This window comes from Mycobacterium sp. MAA66, from assembly GCF_041261665.1.
In the GTDB taxonomy this organism is placed as follows: Bacteria; Actinomycetota; Actinomycetes; order Mycobacteriales; family Mycobacteriaceae; genus Mycobacterium.
Window position 1 is genome coordinate 191,460 of sequence record NZ_JBGCCC010000007.1, and the last position, 17,171, is coordinate 208,630.

Genomic DNA, 17,171 nt, shown 5'->3' on the forward strand with positions numbered 1-17,171 from the left:
GATTTGACGGAGGCCGCGAGGCCGCGGGTTGTTGTTGACGCACACGCCTGCGTGCGCACCCGGAGTTCACAACGGCTCAACACGTCGCTCGGCGTCGGCCTCCTGCGTTACTCCGATTCCTCGAGGTCACTGGATGTGCCGGTGACCGGTTCGGCCAGAGTCGTGAGGTCTTTTCGCCCGCGCAGCAATACCTCCTCCTTTGTGCGCCAACGTATTTGCTCACTCGCACCGCTCTGGGTCACCGCAGTAGCACTGGCCAGGATGCGGCCCGATCGACATTTGGCCAGGTCTGACAGGCGTGCCGCCTCGTTCACTGGATCACCGATCACCGTGTATTCGTAGCGGTCTTCGGCGCCGATATTGCCAGCGAACACCCGACCACAGGTGACGCCGATTCCGAAGTCAGGCATGTCAGAGTCCTCGGAGAGCGCGTCATGCAGCGATCGTGCGGCGGCCAGCGCGCGCGCCGCGGGATCGGCCAGTGGCAGTGGTGCCCCAAAAATGGCTAGGGCGGCGTCTCCCGCGAATTTGTTGATGTACCCGCCGTGTTCATTGATGATTCCCACGACGATCCGGAAGAAGCTGTTCAATACAGCGGCAACGTGATCGGGCGCACTGCTAGCCGCCAGGGCTGTTGAGCCGGCAAGGTCGATGAATACGACTCCGGTTTCACATACTCGCCCGGTGAAATCGCCGCCGCGCTCTAAAGCATGCTGCGCCACATCACGTCCCACGTGACGGCCGAAGAGTTCTCGCATCCGCTCCCGTTCGGCCAGACCAGCCACCATCTCATTGAAGCCAGCCTGCAAGATACCGATCTCAGAGCTGTCGTAGACCCGCGTGCGGGCCGCGTAATGCCCTGCGCCGACGCGTCCCATCTTTCCGGTAACTTCGCGCAAAGGGTCGGACACCGAGCGCGCGGCAAGGGTCATCCCACGGACTCCCGCGACGAGGCCTACCGCAGCGAGGATAAGCACGGGCGCGCCGATGGCCGCCCCGCTTGGTATGAGCCAATCAAAATGAGCGCCAAGCACAATCCCAGCAATGCCTGCCAGCGGGATGGCGCTGTACAACCCCCATGTCACGAGGAGCCGCGTCCCCACACTTTGGTGTCGCCGCGGCGGCGGCGCCGTGCCGCCTGAGAGCGCGGCATCGAACACCGGCCGAAGCACGCGCTGCAGAAGCAAGAAACCCATGAATCCTGTTGCTGCGCCGGCCCCGATCACGCAGATGCCAACCAGGACCAGAATGTTTGCTGCCGCATCGTGGTGAACCGCGATCAGTGCAACACCGATGACAACCCAGATGATGGCGTGCATGCGGGCATGTCGAAACGGCAAAGTCGCTGCCGCGGACCGCTGCTGAGGGGTCGGGACTGTGCCAGCTGCGTACCACTCGAGGTCTGAGGACAGGGTGAACGCCATTACGCTCGCGCCTATGATGGCGACGGCCATTGCGACGAAAAGGGCTGCAGCGACATGAATACGGGGGCCGATGATCAAATGCAGAATCGCAATGATTTCGACTGATGAGACAAGGAAGCTGTAGAGCAGCGCGAGTAGGTAGCGAACACCTACGCGGTATTGAAACGTCTGCATGGCGGGTCCTTTGTCAGACTGACTACACCGTCGCAGGAACATCGCCGCGACCGCGCCGGACAGGGTGATCTGACCGTCTGACACCGCTGCGCAATCGAGTTCCTGGGCGTTTCGCGATCACCGATGCCGCACCGCTACTCGATCCCCGACAACGTCACTGTTGCGGTCCGCGGCGACCGGCGAGAGCTCCACGGACAAAAGTGGCGAGCGCACGTGCATGAAGATTGGCCTTCAGGGACACGTCGGCTGCCCGTTGTAGCGCCAGCCCTTGTGAAAGTGCGATTTGCGCCACGCCGAATTCGTAGGGGGTGAGGTTGGACTCGATTCCGAAGCGCTCGAATTGGCTGGCGAAGAGCTCACCGAGACGACGGCGATAGGACTCGTAGATCTCCTCGAACTCCTCGGCTCGGGGACCCCCGCGCATCGAGTAGAGCTGGAATTCGGTGGTCAGCAGGCACCAGCTGCTGTCCTCGCCGAGAACGTGGTAGCGGCGCTCGATCGCCGGAACGAGGTCAGAAACAGACTTGATGCGACCGAGCGCACAGCTGAGAAATTCAAACTCCGCATCAAGATGCTGGCGGATGAGCGCGAGGAACAGATCGTCCTTCGACTCGAAATTCGAATAGAAAGCGCCACGCGAAAAACCTGCTTCTTCGGCGATGACATCAATCGGTGCGGCCGCGAAGCCGACACGGCAGACTACTCTGCGGGCCGCGTCCACCAGACGTTGGCGAGTCTGCTCCCGCTGCTCAACTCGGGTCAGCCGAGCCATTCGCGGCCTCCTGATCGCACATCGCTACCCGTGTTCCATCTGCGCTTGACACGAACGCAACAGAACCACATTATCATACACAACTGTATCTGAAGCCGAATTTTCATGCAGATTTGGTCGCGAATCAAGAGGTAAAGGCGCGGTGAGAGTCAAGCAGCCATTCCGAGGACGTTGTCTTGCCCCGCCCGGTGACGCGCCAACCGGCCGTCGTCAGCTGATCAGGCAGGCCACCGCAACGACAGTGCGGATGAACCGATGATCGGCAACACTCATCGCGCCGCAGTATGCAACGCACTCGATGGTCCGGAAGCCGTTACGACACAAAGCGTTCCGAACGCGCCGATTGGCCCGGGACTGGTGCGTATCGCCGTTCGGGCAGCAGGTGTCAACTTCCCCGACTACTTGCTGACCCGCGGCGAATATCAGCTTAAGCTGCAGCCGCCATTCGTTCCTGGCATGGAAGTCGCGGGCGTCGTGACTGAATGCGGTCCCGGTGCCGCGGGCGTTCCGTCGTGGTCGCCGGGCTCGCCGGTCATCGCACTAACCCAGAACGGCGGATACGCCGAAAAGCTGGTTACCCGGGGCGACACTGTCTTCCCGTTACCTGAGACCTTCTCGTACCAGGAGGGCGCAACATTCTTGGTAGCTGCGAGAACCGCGTATCAGGCGCTGGTCAACCGAGCGGGGGTGCGTGCCGGGGAAACCGTATTGGTATTGGGGGCGACCGGCGGTGTTGGCCTCGCCGCAGTCCATCTGGCTAAGTACCTTGGGGCGCGCGTTGTGGCAGTCGGCCATCCGGCGAAACTCGCCGTCCTCGAAGCAGCGGGTGCCGATCACGTCGTCAGCTACCACGCCGGCGATCTCGTGGACTCTGTTCGCGAGCGTGTAGGCGGAGCCGACGTGGTGTTCGATCCGGTAGGAGGGACACTTGCTGCACGGGCGATGCGCCTGCTGAGGTGGGGTGGCCGCTACCTCGTTGTCGGATTCGCCAGCGGCACGATCTCCAGCTTTGACGGCAACCGCATTCTGCTCAAAGGCGCCTCGGTTGTCGGCGTACGAGCCGGCGAGGCGGCCAGACGAGACCCAGACGCGTTTCGGCAGAGCATTGGCGAACTACTTTCGATTGCGTCGCTGGGCGGCTTGCGGCCCCACATCTCTCACGAATTCCCGCTCAATGAAGCCGCAGCCGCGCTGGGGACACTCTCCGAACGTCGAGCAATTGGTCGGATCGTCCTCAGTACCACCGTTTGACCGGAATAAAGAACTCCCACCCTCTCGCGAACACGAATTCGTTGAACAAGGAGCCTTTCATGACGCCGCAAGAATCAACCCCTTACATCCCTGAGAGGTTCAGGTTCGACGGTGATGCGCTGCGCCAGTACCTGCTCGGGGTCGTGCCCCAACTTTCAGGGGGCTTCGAAATCTCCAAATTCTCTGGTGGGCAATCAAACCCAACGTACCTACTTCAAAGCGCAGACAGCCGGTACGTTTTACGGCGCAAACCGCCCGGAGCGGTGCTATCGACTGCACACGCGATAGATCGCGAAGCTCGCGTGATGAAAGCCCTTGCACCCACTGGCTTCCCGGTACCCGCAGTCGTACACGAGTGCACCAACGCCGACATCATCGGCAGCCCGTTCTACATCATGTCCTTCCTGGACGGACGAATCTTCTGGGACCAGCTCCTCGACGGCACCGAGCGCGCCGAACGCGCGCCGATCTACTTCGCACTGACCGACACACTCGCCGATCTGCACGCGGTCGACATCGATGCCGTAGGACTCGGTGACTTCGGCCCGCGAACGGGTTATTTCAACCGACAAATCCAACGCTGGTCTAGCCAAATGCAAGCCGTCGGCCGCTACCCCACCGAGGCAGGCCGACTCGTTGACTGGCTGACCTCGCACGTACCTGCAGATGATGCAATCGTCTTAGTACACGGCGATTATCGAATCGACAACGTAGTCTTCGATTACGATGCCCCTTCTCTGATCGGGGTTATCGATTGGGAATTGGCGACATTGGGCAACCCCATGGCCGATCTGAGTTACTTTCTGCTCAGCTGGATTTTGCCCGTAAACCACACTGGCGGACCATCGTTGGGCAGCTCGGATCTGGCCAGTTTAGGCATTCCCACGGCAGAGGCAATCATAGACCGTTACTTTGCGCGGTCCACGCACAGTCGACCAGATAGTTTCGCATTCTACTACGCCTACAACCTCTTTCGGGCGGCCGCCATCCTGCACGGCATCTCTGCTAGGCACCGCAGTGGGAACGCATCGAGTGAGCATGACTCAGGACTTGGCGCATTCGTTAGCCCACTACTTGAATTCGCCGGCCATGTAGTCGGACTCTAAGAATCGGCGCGTCCCGCTCGGTGGCCAGCCGGGCCTTATCCGCCCACAGCGCGTAGACCTCAGCCAGGAGTTCTCTAGCGTGTTTCCAACTGTTGGTGTCGGAGGTTAGTACCCCGTTATCTGTAACGATTTGACGCAGCTGGAGAGTTTGCTCCTTTCAGACCGTTGGTGACCTGTCTGAGAGGTTCGGCCAATGGCCTTGCCCCTCCTGCACATCAACCTGACGAATCTCCCGTGCAGATTCCAGCTCCTGCCAGCCGGGTTGATGCTTTGGTGGCACCGTAGATGCCGCCCGCTCGGTGGCAGGGTGGTCGCGACGACGCTGCTGAGGTTGACGATTGCCCCGCGCCAGCGTTCGGGCATGCCTGGGGCGAGCTGTTGCACGAGATGTGCGTGGCCCGCACGTTCGGGTTGAAGTGATCGTCCAAGAGCTCGTCGTCAACGTCGGTCGACGAGCCGGGGCAGTGTGGGTCGCCGAGTCCCGTTACCCGCGAGATGGGGCACTGCGCGGCGGCATTCGAAACCCCAGAAGCCTTGCGGGACTTCCGCCTATCCGCCGAAGTCGCGGAATCCGTCCCGTCGGGCGAAATCACGACGACAGCTGGAAGTTGTTAGTCTCAAGCGTTCCCCGTGCTATCCGCTGGTGGAGGGACGGTCTGTAGCTTCTTCGAAGCGTGACTTACATCGGGGATCGTAGGGAACTCGGCGCGGGCGTCGTCCCGTTGCAAAGAGACGCTTCTACAACCGACCGCTCTGTCCAATGTGTGCTGAGTACAACGTCCCGCGCGGTTCACTGTTCCCGAGACATTGATTCCGCCATGGAGTCCCGGAATGATTCAAGTAAGGGTCGCCTCCGGCCCGGTAATTTCCGTCAATCGCCCTAAGGGGGTGGGTTCATGGACGCCGCTGACGAATTGGCTAAACGCATATTGGCAAATTATGCGCATCCATTGCAGAACGTGATCGACGTGCCCGCGCATGTCGAATCCCTGCTGCAGTCGTTGGGGGCAACGACTTCCGACTCGGGAGGCGAGGTCACCTATTACGGCGCCGATCCCATTACGCCTGATCGCCTTCCGTATGGATCGATCAGCGCCATATCACTGGCCGCCAAGGCAATCCTGATCGCAAAAATATGGAAAGAGCGCACCGGCGAGGGGCAAGATATTCATGTCGACGTGCGGAAAGCTCTGCGGCGCCTCACCCCGTTTCTGGAAGGAAAATGGGAACTGGTCAACGGATTTCCTGGCCGCACCGACCCATACAGCCCCTACCTCGACGGTCCAGATATCGTGCCCACCAAGGACGACAAGTGGGTCATGTTTGCCGAAGTGTTCCCCGCTCTACGCCAGCGCACATACGACCTCCTGAAACCCCGTGGCGGCTCGTACGGAGCCCTCGCCGCGGCCGTCAAGGAATGGGATGGCGCCGAGCTCGAAGCGGCCAGTGAAAAGGCCGGCATTCCCTTGCCGCTGGCCCGCAACATCCCGGACGTCCTGAAACTCGACGCTTTCACCAAGAACATAGGCCTGACTCCCGTGATCAGTGTCGAGAAGGTCGGCGACAGCGATCCGATACCGTTCACCCCCAATCCGACGACGCCGCTCGACGGTATCCGTCTGCTCTCCGCGACTCATGTCATCGCGGGCCCGTCGATCGGTCGAGCCGTAGCGTTACACGGGGCCGATGCGCTCAACATATGGCGGCCATCGGATGTCGAACATACGCTGTGGCACTACACCTCCCACGTCGGCGTGCGCTCGGCCATGCTGGAGTTGGCCGCCGCTGAAGGCCGAGAAAAGTTCAGTGAACTCCTTTCCCAGGCAGACATTTTCGTCTGCAACCGCCGTCCGGGTTGGCGTCAACGATTCGGCATTACACCCGAGGAACTGATCGAAGAGCGTCCCGGCCTGATCGACACGCAGCTCACCTGGGCCGGCGAATCGGGACCGTGGTCGAATCGCGTGGGCTTCGATGTGACGGCCGCCTTCGCTTGGGGTCTGGACAATATTGAGGGCAGCGACGAGAAGCCCGCCCACCCGTCGATCTACGTGGCGTGCGACTACGTCCTGGGCTGGCTTGCAACCTGCGGAATCCTGTCCGCACTAATGCGTCGTGCGAAAGAGGGTGGAAGCTACCGTGTCCGCGGTTCGCTGGCACGTACGTCTCTGTGGCTGCCTGAGCTCGGCATCTTCGACCGCGATTACGTCACCAAGACGGCCGGCGCAACCGAGGAACATTTCTACCCGGACCCCGACGGATTTGTGGTCGATACGCCTATGGGCCGCTACACCGGGGTAAAGGAAATGGTCGAGATGTCCAAGACGCCAGGTGAATACAAGTACCCACTCACTCCGTTGGGGTCGTGGCAGCCCAGCTGGCTGTAGCGGTTGCGCGGCTCGGCGTCTCTCGCATTTCGCGTCAGACGCTTCATGGGCGTCGAGCACCGAACGGACGCACGATGATTCGGATCAGCGCGGACAGTTCTGTACACCCAGCTTAGGGCTGGTGGTGTGCCACCAGCTTCTGACTAGGTCTGCGTATTCGCGCGATTGTTCTTCCCACACGAAGTGCCCAGCATCGACGCTCACCAATCGGCAGGTGCGCAAATGGCATGATAGAAACTCGGCGTTGCCCCATGGCACGAGCCGGTCGTAACGGCCGGCAATGATTTGAACAGGGGTCAAGATCTGCGACAGCATTTCTTCAAATGCTGGCAGCTGGGTTGAGCAATTCCTAAGGTAGGCAAGCGATTCGATAAAGCGGTTGCCATCGTAGCTGCGCAGATAATCGGCGCGAACGTCATCGGGGAGACTGCAGCGCAGCTCGTGCTCAAAGAACGCCTGTAGTACTCGCGGTGAGTCGAGCAGACGCTCATCAACCACGCTGTCGGGCCGAACCCAAGTTCGAAGCTCCTCACCCACCTCCAGCGGCGCGCACAGGGGGCCCGGTCCGATCGTGAGGCTGGCGATTCGACCGGGATGGCGCGCCGCTGTGAACAGGCTCGCAAGCGTGCCGATACTGGGTGCGACCAAGTGTGGGCATCGCATGTCGAACGCATCGGCAACGGTGACAATGAATTCGCCCATCGCCGATGGGGACAGCAAGTGCTCTCGCCGCTCGGAACGGCCGAAGCCGGGAAGGTCAACTGCGACAAGTTCAGCGTCGCCGGCCAACGGCAGCCACATCTGCTGATACGCCAACAGGCTCTCGGGCCAGGGGCTGAACAGGAGCGCCTGCGTTTCGTTGGCCTTGTCGCTACGGGCGTATCGGATCGTGATGCCATCAACTGTGGTGAACCGGGGCTGCGGCGGTGTCGAAGACCATTGAGTCACGGCAACAACCACTTTCACGTCACGACACCCGAGTAAGCACCGTTAAGCGTCGCACGTTGAGCCCGAATATCGCATCCGCCAACGGCTAGCCCCGACGCTAGCCGCAGGCGGTGTCGAGTGCCGATGTCAGTGATCGAGTTCGCTCGTGCCGGTGTGGGCGTCGAGGACACGAGCAAGTTCGGTGCGCGACCGAATACGGAGCTTACCGAATACTTTGCGAAGGTGATATTGCGCGGTGCGGGAACTGATGAACAGTCGGACGCCGATCTCCGCATTCGAGAGCCCATCCCGAGCGAGCAGCGCTACCTGCATTTCCTGACTGGTCAATGTACTGCGCGCGGCGTCCGTGGACCGTTTGCGAAGCGTCTCGCCGCTGGCACGAAGCTCGCGACGCGCACGCGCAGCGAACCCGCTCGCACCGATTGCTGTCAGGTGGCTTTCGGCTACTCGAAGCTGGGCGCGGGCGTCGACCCTCCGGCCCGCGCGACGAAGCCATTCGCCGTAAAGCAAATGGGCACGTGCGGTTTCGGTCTGTAATCCCGCACGGTCGAGATGGCCGATCGACTGCCGGTAGAACTCCTCGCCGTCCTCGACTGACAGGGCGTGTAATCGTGCCTGCATACCCAGAAGCCAACCGGTAGAGGTGGCCTGGGCACGCTCGTCGATCCAGTTCAGCGTTTTGCGCACGGTGTCCACGTCACCGGCGCGTGCAGCCGCTTCGGCCAGCTCAGGCACCAGGAACGTACTCATCCCGAATAGACCGTGGGCCCATGCCGCCTGTGCGCTTTCGAGCGCCTCGCTGTGACGGCCCAGACCGTTGTAGAGCACCGCTTTGGCATATAGGCACAGGTCGGTGACCAAGCCCAGATTGCTTGCCGCGGCCGCCGCGATAAAGGTGTCGATCAATCGGGCTGCATCGCCGTCATCGCCCCGCCACGCGGTGACCACGACACTGAGGAAAGGCAGGCGGGCATTGCCGGACGCTTCAGCGACCGCCTGGTCTTCGCTCACGCGCAAGGCGGCCGCGCGTAGATCACCGCTGTATATCTCCGCCCATCCGAGGTTGCCCAGCGCCGATTGCAGGTAGAGCAGCGCGCCCGCGCTGCGCGCGAAATCGGTTTGACTTCTGGCTATTTCGCGCCATGAGTCAAAGTCCCACACTTCTGCAGCGAGCAGCGAGTTGCATCGAGCTCGCATCAGCCACGACCAATCACGATCGTCCCGTCCGTCTCGTTCCAACTCACAGCTCCGGGCCACCGCCGCCGATAACATCGGTGCCGCGGCGGAGTAGTTGTCGCTGATTCGTAGGGACAGGGCATCCAGGAGAACGTCGATGGCACGGTTGGGCTTGGCCGCCACAGGCCCAGCAAGAGCCGCTGCAGCGACCTTGGCCAGACCGTCAGAACCTTCGTGCTCTCCGACCCATACTGCCGCGACAAGTGCATCCAAACGCGCTTCGCGCGCCAAGGGAGCATCGAGCGGTTCGAAATGAGTCGCCGCGGAGTTCAAGAGTACGACCGCATCCGCTGCGCGGAGTTGATCGAACGCTATTTGCCCACGCAAGTGGGTAATTTCGGCCTCCTGGTACTCGCTGTGAGGGATCGCTTCGGCGGCTACGAGCAATCCCAGAGCGCCATCGAGCGAGGCCGCGTCACGCTTGGCTCTAGCTGCGGCAATCATGCGTTCAGCACGACGTTGCGCTGAGGAGGTCAGCATCGCCGAATGCTCCAGAAACGCTGCGGCGGCAGCGAATCCACCGCGGCTATAGGCGCGTCCAGCGGATTGTTGCAGTTCTTCGGCGACGTCTTCGTCGGGCATTGCGCACGCCTGGGCTCGGTGCCAGGCTCTGCGGTCTGGATCGCAGATCGGGTCGGTTACTTGGGCCAGCGCCCGGTGCACATCGCGGCGCTCCGATAGTGAGGCCGACCGGTACGCCGCTGAACGGGCCAGTGGGTGACGAAAGCGCGTCCGCGAACCGAACGTCACGAGCCCAGATTCAGAGGCGTCCAGTGCGGCGTTTTCGCCGATACCTAGAAGTGTCGCCGCACGCCACACGCGCTCCGTGTCACCGACAGGGTCAGCGGCGGCCAACTGAATGAGTCTGCGACTACTCTCGCCGAGGGCGGCAACACGTCGTGCAAAACTTTCCTCAACTCGCCCTGCGACGGCCGCCTCAGGTAAGCCAAAACCTCCCGCCAGCTGTGCAGGCGTACTACCGCGAGGCAACTCCAAGATCGCCAGGGGATTGCCAGCGGCCTCAAGTATCAGCTGGGCACGCACGTGCGGGTCGATAGGGCCACTGAGCGCAGTGCTCAGGAGCGCGTCGGCATCCGCGGCGGCCAGGCCTGAGACCGTCAATTGGGGAATGCCGAGCAGTTCTTCACTGGGCGTTCTGGCGGCGAACACTAGCGCCACCCGATCAGCATCGAGGCGGCGCGCCACAAAAGACAAAGTCTGCGCCGTCGCGCGGTCTAGCCATTGTTCGTCGTCGACCAGACACAGCACGGGCCGCGTTTCGCTCGCCACGGTCAGCAGGTTCAACGCAGCCAGGGCGATGAAGAAACGGTCAGGAGTCGGACCGTCTTTGATCCCGAAAGCGACAGTCAACGCGTCGCGCTGTGGCGGAGCCAACCTATCCAGGTGCCCCATGATGGGCGCGAGCAGTTGGTGCAGACCTGCGAACGGCAGCTCCATCTCCGCTTGCACACCGCCGGTGCGCAACTGAAGACATCGGTCGCACTGATCTGCCAGCTCGTCGAGCAGTGCCGACTTGCCGATGCCAGGCTCGCCGCGCACGACTAAGGCCCGACTTGTCCCGGCGCAAACGTCGTCCACCAGTGCAGCGAGTTTGCGCATCTCGCTGTTGCGACCAATGAGCCCGATGGTCACCACAGCCTCAAATGACTTGCGGACATATCGAGTGACGTTACAACCGGCGGTTGCAGGGTGCGCACCGATCAGCACACCCGCGCCGACCGGGCGGTCGCAGCCCAAAGGAGAGCCTTGCACGTGCAAACAACTTCGAAGCCATCGGGACACACAGGACAGCCAGACGACTAGCCGATTGGCGGACGCGGACGGCAGACGCCGAGGACAACACTGGCGTAGTCACGCTCGCGACAGGCGAAATCACCGATACCCACCTATTGCCGCCAGGAGATTGACACCGAAATGACAGCGAACACCACTGGCACAACTACATATCGCGCAACGGTCGACCAATCTGCGAACGGACTCGGCCGGAACCGATTTCGGCATAACAGTCTAAATAGGTGATATTTCTTGTCCCACTTCAACTCCACAGCATCGAACCAGACGCCAGCGCAAGAGAGCGCAAGGGAGACAGTCGCGACCATGGCCGTACATCAGAGGTGCATACCAGTAAGTCGAGGTGCCGGCCGAGCGGATCGCCGGTGCGGTGCGGCCACTTGCGGCCTCTTGGGTCCGCACGACTATGACCGTTAACGACATGCACATCAGGTCCAACGGTGCGCCCCACCAACCGACGCGCGCTGTCCGACTGGTCGAGGGCACTCCTGAGCTAACCGAACTGCTGGAGAAGGCGTACGCAGGCCACGGGTCTTCATACCGCGGCGAGGTCATAGACTCGCTCCTGCAAGGCAGGCATCGAAACCTTCAGGCGATTTGGTTGGCCGCAAACCATCTGTGTCTGCCGGCCGCAGGGCCGTATGTCGTTGTTGCTGCGGAGGTTTCCACAGTCGGATCCGTCGCACTGCCGGAGATCGAATCGAAACTGCGCAGCCTGGACGTGTACTCGGCCTGGCGGACGCTACCCGACCTGCAAATCGGGATCGCGCACGTGATATCACCCATGCATTTGCAACGGATGGTCGCGCTGTTGACGCGGATGTCGGCCAAACACTGCTGCGTCGGGGTCAGTGCGCCGTTCGACGACCTCCAGGATTGCGCCGACGCGCTTCACTTTGCCAAGGTCGCGATGCGATCTATGAGTAGACAACCGCCCGCGGTGGCCGTGTTCGACGGGAGCGTGCTAGCGACCGCAGCCGCCAGTGCACCCGAGCTCATGGTGAAGTCCGTCCGCCCCATCCTTGAGCGATTCGACGAACTACCGGAAGACGACCGGGCACTGCTCTTCCGGACCTTCCACGTCTGGCAGGAGACCGGAGGATCGTTCCGTGCAACAGCCGAACTCCTTGCTTGCCACACAAATACGGTTCGCCACCGGATTCGACGAATCGAACAACGGACCGGCAGATCCTTGGCTCGCCCGCGCGACCTCGCTGAGCTCTGCCTGGCGTTTGAAGTGCGTCGTTGCCTGTTGGAGGAATGGGTCTCTTGACACCGCATCACCTACGGGGGGCCAGTGATCACCACTTTTCGTTTGGGGTCAGCGGCCAGCACGTCCAGGTAGGTGAGCATACGTTGCAGGTCCGCGGTGGAATACCAGGTGAGTTCGCGGGTCCCGCGGCGCCACTCACCCCTTCATGAGGCGGGCGAGTGCTTTAACGCCGGCGCTGACCTTGTGCACCGAGGTGTGCGGGGTGATGGTGCCCACGCTCGCGGCAGGCAGGGCGTCCAGTCGGCGCAGAAGCCGCGCGAAGCTGTCCACCTGCCGCGCAAGCAGCCCTACATCCACATAGTCACCGGGCTCGGTGCTCAGCAGGTACTGCGGGACGGTGACCAGCGAAATGTTGGGGATCCGCTCCAGATACAGGGGCTGGCCCTCACCCAACTGCATCAGTTCATTGGGCATCGACACCCGGACCAGCCCGGGTTCGGCGCCCCGCCATTCGAGGTCGGCGAGCCTGCGCAGCTCACGGGTCGACGCGTACAACAGTTCCGGCTCAGCACCGCCAGTCGGACCGTAGTCACCCGCAACCGGATCGTCGCGGTACTCGCGCGCACCCAGATGCTCAATAACCAAGCCGGACACCGCCCGCCGCTGCGCCGGGCCACCGGCCCACCACTGGCGATGATCGGCCAACCAGCGGGTGGTGTCCTGCCCGTGCCCGGTAACTACGGCGGGGATGCGCAGGTGCCCCGCGGTGAACACGAACACGATGGTCCGCTCGGTCGGTCGGGCCATCACGTCACGCGCGAGCTGCAGCAGGCCGATATGTCCGTTCTCCTCAACAACATTCGTGCCGTCGCTGTGACTGACCATCAGCACGGTTTCCTGTGGGCGCTGGGTCCCTTCCACGGCCGCCCGCACGGTTCGCGTGGAAGCGTTCTCGGTCAGCGTGGCGTCGAGCACAAGTTCGGCCTGCCCACCCTGCTGCGCCGCGTGCAACACGGTGTCGGCGTCCTCACCGGCGACGAAGACCGCTGGAATACCGCGGTAGGACAAGGTGAATGGCGCGTACTGACCGCGGGCGTTGGCGGCGCTGACACCGCGCCAGAGCAAGATGACACCCTTGACCCCGGCCCGCGCAGCGCGTCTGAGTCCCAGTCCAGCGAGCATCGCCGGTCCCAACGGATGCGCCAGCGTGCCCCACGGGTCGTCCGGGTCCCAGCTGCCGACCACGGCGCCATGGCAGGACCGACTCCTGCTCGGGGGTCTCGATCCCGACCCCGTCACCACCAGCGGCGGGGGTCGATCGGCGGTGCCGGATCGCAACTCCGTGCGTCTTGCACGAAAGGCCAACAGGAACAACCCGATACCCAGGGGCCATCTCACCTGCGCCCACACGCCACCTCAAAGACGCACAATCGAAATCAACATCACCGAGAGGTGATCGGTGGATCGAGGCTAAGGAGAAATCCAGCGTCGGGTCGACGTTATAGGTGGGGCCCTACGTCACTGGAATGGGGATCGAGATGCCCTGATCTTGGTGTGCCGGAATCCATGTCGATCCAGCATTCGTCTCACCGTCGGCTCGACGAATCGGTACTTCGCCTTCGGACCGATGACCACGTCGACAAGAGAATCGGGGTCGAACGGGAGCTCCGTGTATGGCGTAAAGCGGCGGGCGGCAAAATTGCCATCTCGATGAGCGATCGTGTCGGCAGCCCCGACTATGCCGGATTTCTGACTGTGGAGGGCCCTCCTTCGCGACGGCCCCGGCCCCGGCTTCGCGAGAAGGCTGTTTCTGCTTCATCTGGCGCAACGAATTGCCTGGCCGTCGCCCTCGTTGGCAATGAATAGTACAGTGCGGCAACACTATTGGGTGTTGACGCGGGCCGGTATCCTCGCGATGAGGATATGGGTACCCAACGTAATTGAACGTTATCGGCGGCTGGATACTGCGGTGACTCTCGCTTGTGTCAGTCGCTGGCCGGCGGACTACGGCCTGTACCGCACCCGATTCGGTTGCGGTCCAATAAGAATCGAACGAACTCGTCTTTGGCCGCTACTGGATCGGATGCACTTCGTGAGTCGCTGATCGCGATCGCTAATGTCACTGATGTCAGCCATCGTTACGTGAGGGCTGTCGACGACGCTCGCCTCGCCAACCGACACGGTCCTTGTGGCGTCGATGCTGAATCGGGCTCGACCCCAGATGTCCTCTGGGCGGCCTCAGCGCCGGTGGTCACGCCACGCGACAGTTCTTTAAACTCGTATCAATCGGTTTGCGACAATGAAGTGCGTGGCGTTGGACATGCGCGCCGTGATCGCTGGCGCTGGTCTGGTCGATGGTGACGGCGCTCGGAAACGCGCGGGGCTGGGGGCGAACACCGAAGCGCTGGTGGCGTTGTCAGTTCTGATCATCGTCAGCTATGTTGTGCGGCTTTGAGCCGAACGGGTTTGTCAGATAGTGCGACGACAACACGCGATCGGCGGTGTCAGAGGTGTCGTCGTCCTGCGGCGCAGTCTTTTTGGCCGACTTGGTACGTTCGTGTTCTGCTAGCGACTCCCGGAGTGCCTGCTGGTAGGACATGCCCGGATGCTCGACTTGGTATCTGCGTGCTTCGCGTTTTGCGCGTGCATTCTTTACCACCAGTCACCTCCAGGTCGTCGGACGCTTACCCGCGATCTTAAGTCTGACGCCCAGATAATCGTGAGGCTTCAGTTGCGCTGTCATGTGCGGATCTCACGGCGTTGATTTGCCGGTAACCCACGGTATTCGAGCGATGGTTGCCTGCAGGGTGTGCCGCCCGTGGGCCAGGGTGGGGGTATCCGACGTCGCGCATAAGGTTGACCTCGCTTGGACAGATCACGCAATGCGACGGGGGAGAGCGCCAGGATGGACCCGAGGCTGGCGGATATGGACCCTACCGAGTTGTTCACTCGACTGTCCGAGAAGCTGACGACCGCTGACGCGATGCACCGCACCCTGATACGGGCACAGCGAGGAAAGGAGCTGTACGCATGGGGGCTCAACCCCCAGCGCGCGGACCCGAACAGTAGCCTGGCCGCCGATGACGCGGGGTTCTTGAACGAATACGCGGGCGACATGGTTAGTGGGACAGCCCGGTTCCCGATCATGAACGCTATCGACTGTCTCTGCGCGACAGCAGAACTCATTGAGTGGCGACCAAAGTCGCGTGACAGTCACACAACGTCGATCCTTGCCCAGTGTCGAACTGCGATTGAATCGTCGGCGACGACGATATGGCTACTGTCCGACCGTGATCGTCAGATGCGGCGGAGTTTGAGCGTGCGGTTCACCACCTCGGAGTTGAATACTCAACGTTCCTACCACGCGTCGACCACCAAGTGGTTCGACACTGACCCCAATCATGCTGATACCCAACAGTATAAGGACTTCGCGGAGCACGTTCGGCTGTTTGACAATCGCGTGAACATGCTGCGACGAGGCGAGAACATCACACCTAAAGCACCCGTACGCAAGAACGACGGGGTCGTGCGGTTCGCGGCGAAGTGGCTGGACAAACACCCACCTGCCCACGCGGCAGAGGGCGAGCCATACGGCCGCAAAGTGTTCGGATTCGAAGATACGGCAGCGGGTTTCTACCTGACTAGTTCTGCCATCATGCACGGGCTCAAATGGCCGCTGGACTACATGCCCAGCGGCGAACTGGACATATCACGCTTGATGGTGGACGGGGTCAGCATCGCTGTCGGGATGGCAGAATGCGCCGTCGCGTTGTTCGAGGTACACGCCCAGCAGCGAGTACCCAAAACACAACGAAAACCACTGTATCCGGATCGACTTCGGCCGACGATCAAACGGTGGGCTCGACACTTTTACGAGCCGGTACACCCACCCGTCGATCCGTCGTTGCTTGCGCTGCACGGTCCGGCGAGCATCTAGCCGTTCATGACCCGCAGGTTGGCCGGCGACCGTGCGGCCACCTCGTGGTAGCACCAGTCCGGTCTCAGTGCAGCTCGTAGGCGAGAGGACTCTCAAAACCATTGGACCACAATCAAAAATGACGTACTCAAACCGACATAGCCGGGAGTTATCGGCGACCGATGAGCTTCACGAGCCTAGCGATCCTCCAGTCCGCCGATCCCCCGTGGACTGCGATTGGAACATGGCGCACAACTCCCTTCGTCACGGTTGATGCGACCGGTTTGAGACCTCATGAGCTGGCCGAAGGCGGTGACGCATAACCGGAGCCCGCAACGAACCCCGAAGAGGATGTTTCCGTCGGGACCTGTCGAAAATCCCAACGCTGCTGATCAGCGTCGATGACGTTCGTGGCTCCGGAACGCGACTAGACCGATTTCGGAACGCATCCGCAGGGTCAACCAGCGCCAATTTATTTTAGGACTGGCCGCGACCGCCGTCGTAGCCTGACCAGACCTGATCCTGGCAACAGGTGGGTCATTCGCCCCGCCGAAACCGATGCAAGTGGGCGATCTTGGTGGTCACGCGACTTGGACGGGACACTATGATCTCGCTCAACCGCAGCAGAGATGCGCGGTCGCCGGCCGCGTTGAACATGTCGGCTTCAGGGTCGTAATCGAAGCTGCTGACGAGCCGGGGACCTCGCTTACTACGAGGGGCGCCGTGAGCGACTGGCGTCTTCGATTTTGGGCTGCTGCGGAGGATGCAATTGTTGCCACTATCTAGCTGGCGACGTCTCGCCAGAAGTCGGCGCTGGCCGCGTGCCCGCGTGACGCGCCACTAGCCCTGACTGAACGCGTGCGGACGAAGTGCGGGGCGTCGGTCGAATTACATGATGCTCTCTGGAGCGCTGCCTATGGGATGCTGATGAG

The 17,171-nt window shown here is 61.8% G+C and carries 11 protein-coding genes; 6 read left to right on the plus strand and 5 right to left on the minus strand.

The features are described 5' to 3' along the window. Nucleotides 1-107: 107 nt before the first annotated feature. Entirely contained in the window at nucleotides 108-1,598 is a 1,491-nt protein-coding gene (locus ABIA30_RS19925; RefSeq protein ID WP_370068497.1) for an adenylate/guanylate cyclase domain-containing protein, read from the minus strand. A 154-nt stretch (nucleotides 1,599-1,752) separates the two neighbouring features. After that, nucleotides 1,753-2,370: a TetR/AcrR family transcriptional regulator gene (locus ABIA30_RS19930; protein WP_370068499.1), complete on the minus strand. Its 618-nt coding sequence runs from the start codon at nucleotides 2,368-2,370 to the stop codon at nucleotides 1,753-1,755. Nucleotides 2,371-2,625: 255 nt separating this feature from the next. Between ABIA30_RS19930 and ABIA30_RS19935 the strand changes: the two genes are divergently transcribed. The 3 genes from ABIA30_RS19935 to ABIA30_RS19945 all read left to right on the plus strand — a co-directional run bounded on the left by ABIA30_RS19935 (nucleotide 2,626) and on the right by ABIA30_RS19945 (nucleotide 7,114). Beyond that, nucleotides 2,626-3,621: an NADPH:quinone oxidoreductase family protein gene (locus tag ABIA30_RS19935; protein WP_370068501.1), complete on the plus strand. Its 996-nt coding sequence runs from the start codon at nucleotides 2,626-2,628 to the stop codon at nucleotides 3,619-3,621. 59 nt (nucleotides 3,622-3,680) lie between these two features. Further along, complete coding sequence (locus ABIA30_RS19940) at nucleotides 3,681-4,727, plus strand: phosphotransferase family protein (protein ID WP_370068503.1); 1,047 nt, start codon at nucleotides 3,681-3,683, stop codon at nucleotides 4,725-4,727. An 896-nt stretch (nucleotides 4,728-5,623) separates the two neighbouring features. Continuing rightward, a complete protein-coding gene (locus tag ABIA30_RS19945; RefSeq protein ID WP_370068505.1) occupies nucleotides 5,624-7,114 on the plus strand; it encodes a CoA transferase in 1,491 nt (496 codons plus the stop codon). Between the two features lie 84 nt (nucleotides 7,115-7,198). On the opposite strand, the gene ABIA30_RS19950 is transcribed toward ABIA30_RS19945, so the two are convergent. Together ABIA30_RS19950 and ABIA30_RS19955 are read right to left on the minus strand one after the other, a co-directional pair. Continuing rightward, nucleotides 7,199-8,080 carry an alpha/beta fold hydrolase gene (locus tag ABIA30_RS19950; RefSeq protein WP_370068507.1) on the minus strand — a complete coding sequence of 294 codons (882 nt, stop codon included), beginning with the start codon at nucleotides 8,078-8,080 and terminating at the stop codon, nucleotides 7,199-7,201. 108 nt (nucleotides 8,081-8,188) lie between these two features. Further along, nucleotides 8,189-11,071: an AAA family ATPase gene (locus tag ABIA30_RS19955; protein ID WP_370068509.1), complete on the minus strand. Its 2,883-nt coding sequence runs from the start codon at nucleotides 11,069-11,071 to the stop codon at nucleotides 8,189-8,191. A 382-nt stretch (nucleotides 11,072-11,453) separates the two neighbouring features. On the opposite strand from ABIA30_RS19955, the gene ABIA30_RS19960 reads away from it, so the two are divergent. Then, the gene (locus ABIA30_RS19960) at nucleotides 11,454-12,383 is read left to right on the plus strand and encodes a PucR family transcriptional regulator (protein ID WP_370068511.1); all 930 of its coding nucleotides are present in this window, start codon (nucleotides 11,454-11,456) and stop codon (nucleotides 12,381-12,383) included. A gap of 135 nt (nucleotides 12,384-12,518) precedes the next feature. Here the strand turns inward: ABIA30_RS19960 and ABIA30_RS19965 are convergent, their stop codons facing one another. Then, nucleotides 12,519-13,568 (minus strand): hypothetical protein, encoded by a 1,050-nt coding sequence (locus tag ABIA30_RS19965; RefSeq protein ID WP_370068513.1) that lies wholly within the window; start codon nucleotides 13,566-13,568, stop codon nucleotides 12,519-12,521. 1,063 nt (nucleotides 13,569-14,631) lie between these two features. Here ABIA30_RS19965 and ABIA30_RS19970 point away from each other — a divergent pair. Together ABIA30_RS19970 and ABIA30_RS19975 are read left to right on the plus strand one after the other, a co-directional pair. Next, nucleotides 14,632-14,778 carry a hypothetical protein gene (locus tag ABIA30_RS19970; RefSeq protein WP_370068515.1) on the plus strand — a complete coding sequence of 49 codons (147 nt, stop codon included), beginning with the start codon at nucleotides 14,632-14,634 and terminating at the stop codon, nucleotides 14,776-14,778. A gap of 471 nt (nucleotides 14,779-15,249) precedes the next feature. Then, on the plus strand, nucleotides 15,250-16,260 hold the full coding sequence (locus ABIA30_RS19975) for a hypothetical protein (protein WP_370068517.1): 1,011 nt from the start codon (nucleotides 15,250-15,252) through the stop codon (nucleotides 16,258-16,260). Nucleotides 16,261-17,171 lie beyond the last annotated feature (911 nt).

Excerpts from the sequence above, each read along its gene's own strand:
- ABIA30_RS19940 (WP_370068503.1), top strand. The coding sequence starts at position 3,681 with ATGACGCCGCAAGAATCAACCCCTTACATCCCTGAGAGGTTCAGGTTC.
- ABIA30_RS19945 (WP_370068505.1), top strand. The coding sequence starts at position 5,624 with ATGGACGCCGCTGACGAATTGGCTAAACGCATATTGGCAAATTATGCG.
- ABIA30_RS19930 (WP_370068499.1), bottom strand. The coding sequence starts at position 2,370 with ATGGCTCGGCTGACCCGAGTTGAGCAGCGGGAGCAGACTCGCCAACGT.
- ABIA30_RS19935 (WP_370068501.1), top strand. The coding sequence starts at position 2,626 with ATGATCGGCAACACTCATCGCGCCGCAGTATGCAACGCACTCGATGGT.
- ABIA30_RS19925 (WP_370068497.1), bottom strand. The coding sequence starts at position 1,598 with ATGCAGACGTTTCAATACCGCGTAGGTGTTCGCTACCTACTCGCGCTG.
- ABIA30_RS19975 (WP_370068517.1), top strand. The coding sequence starts at position 15,250 with ATGGACCCTACCGAGTTGTTCACTCGACTGTCCGAGAAGCTGACGACC.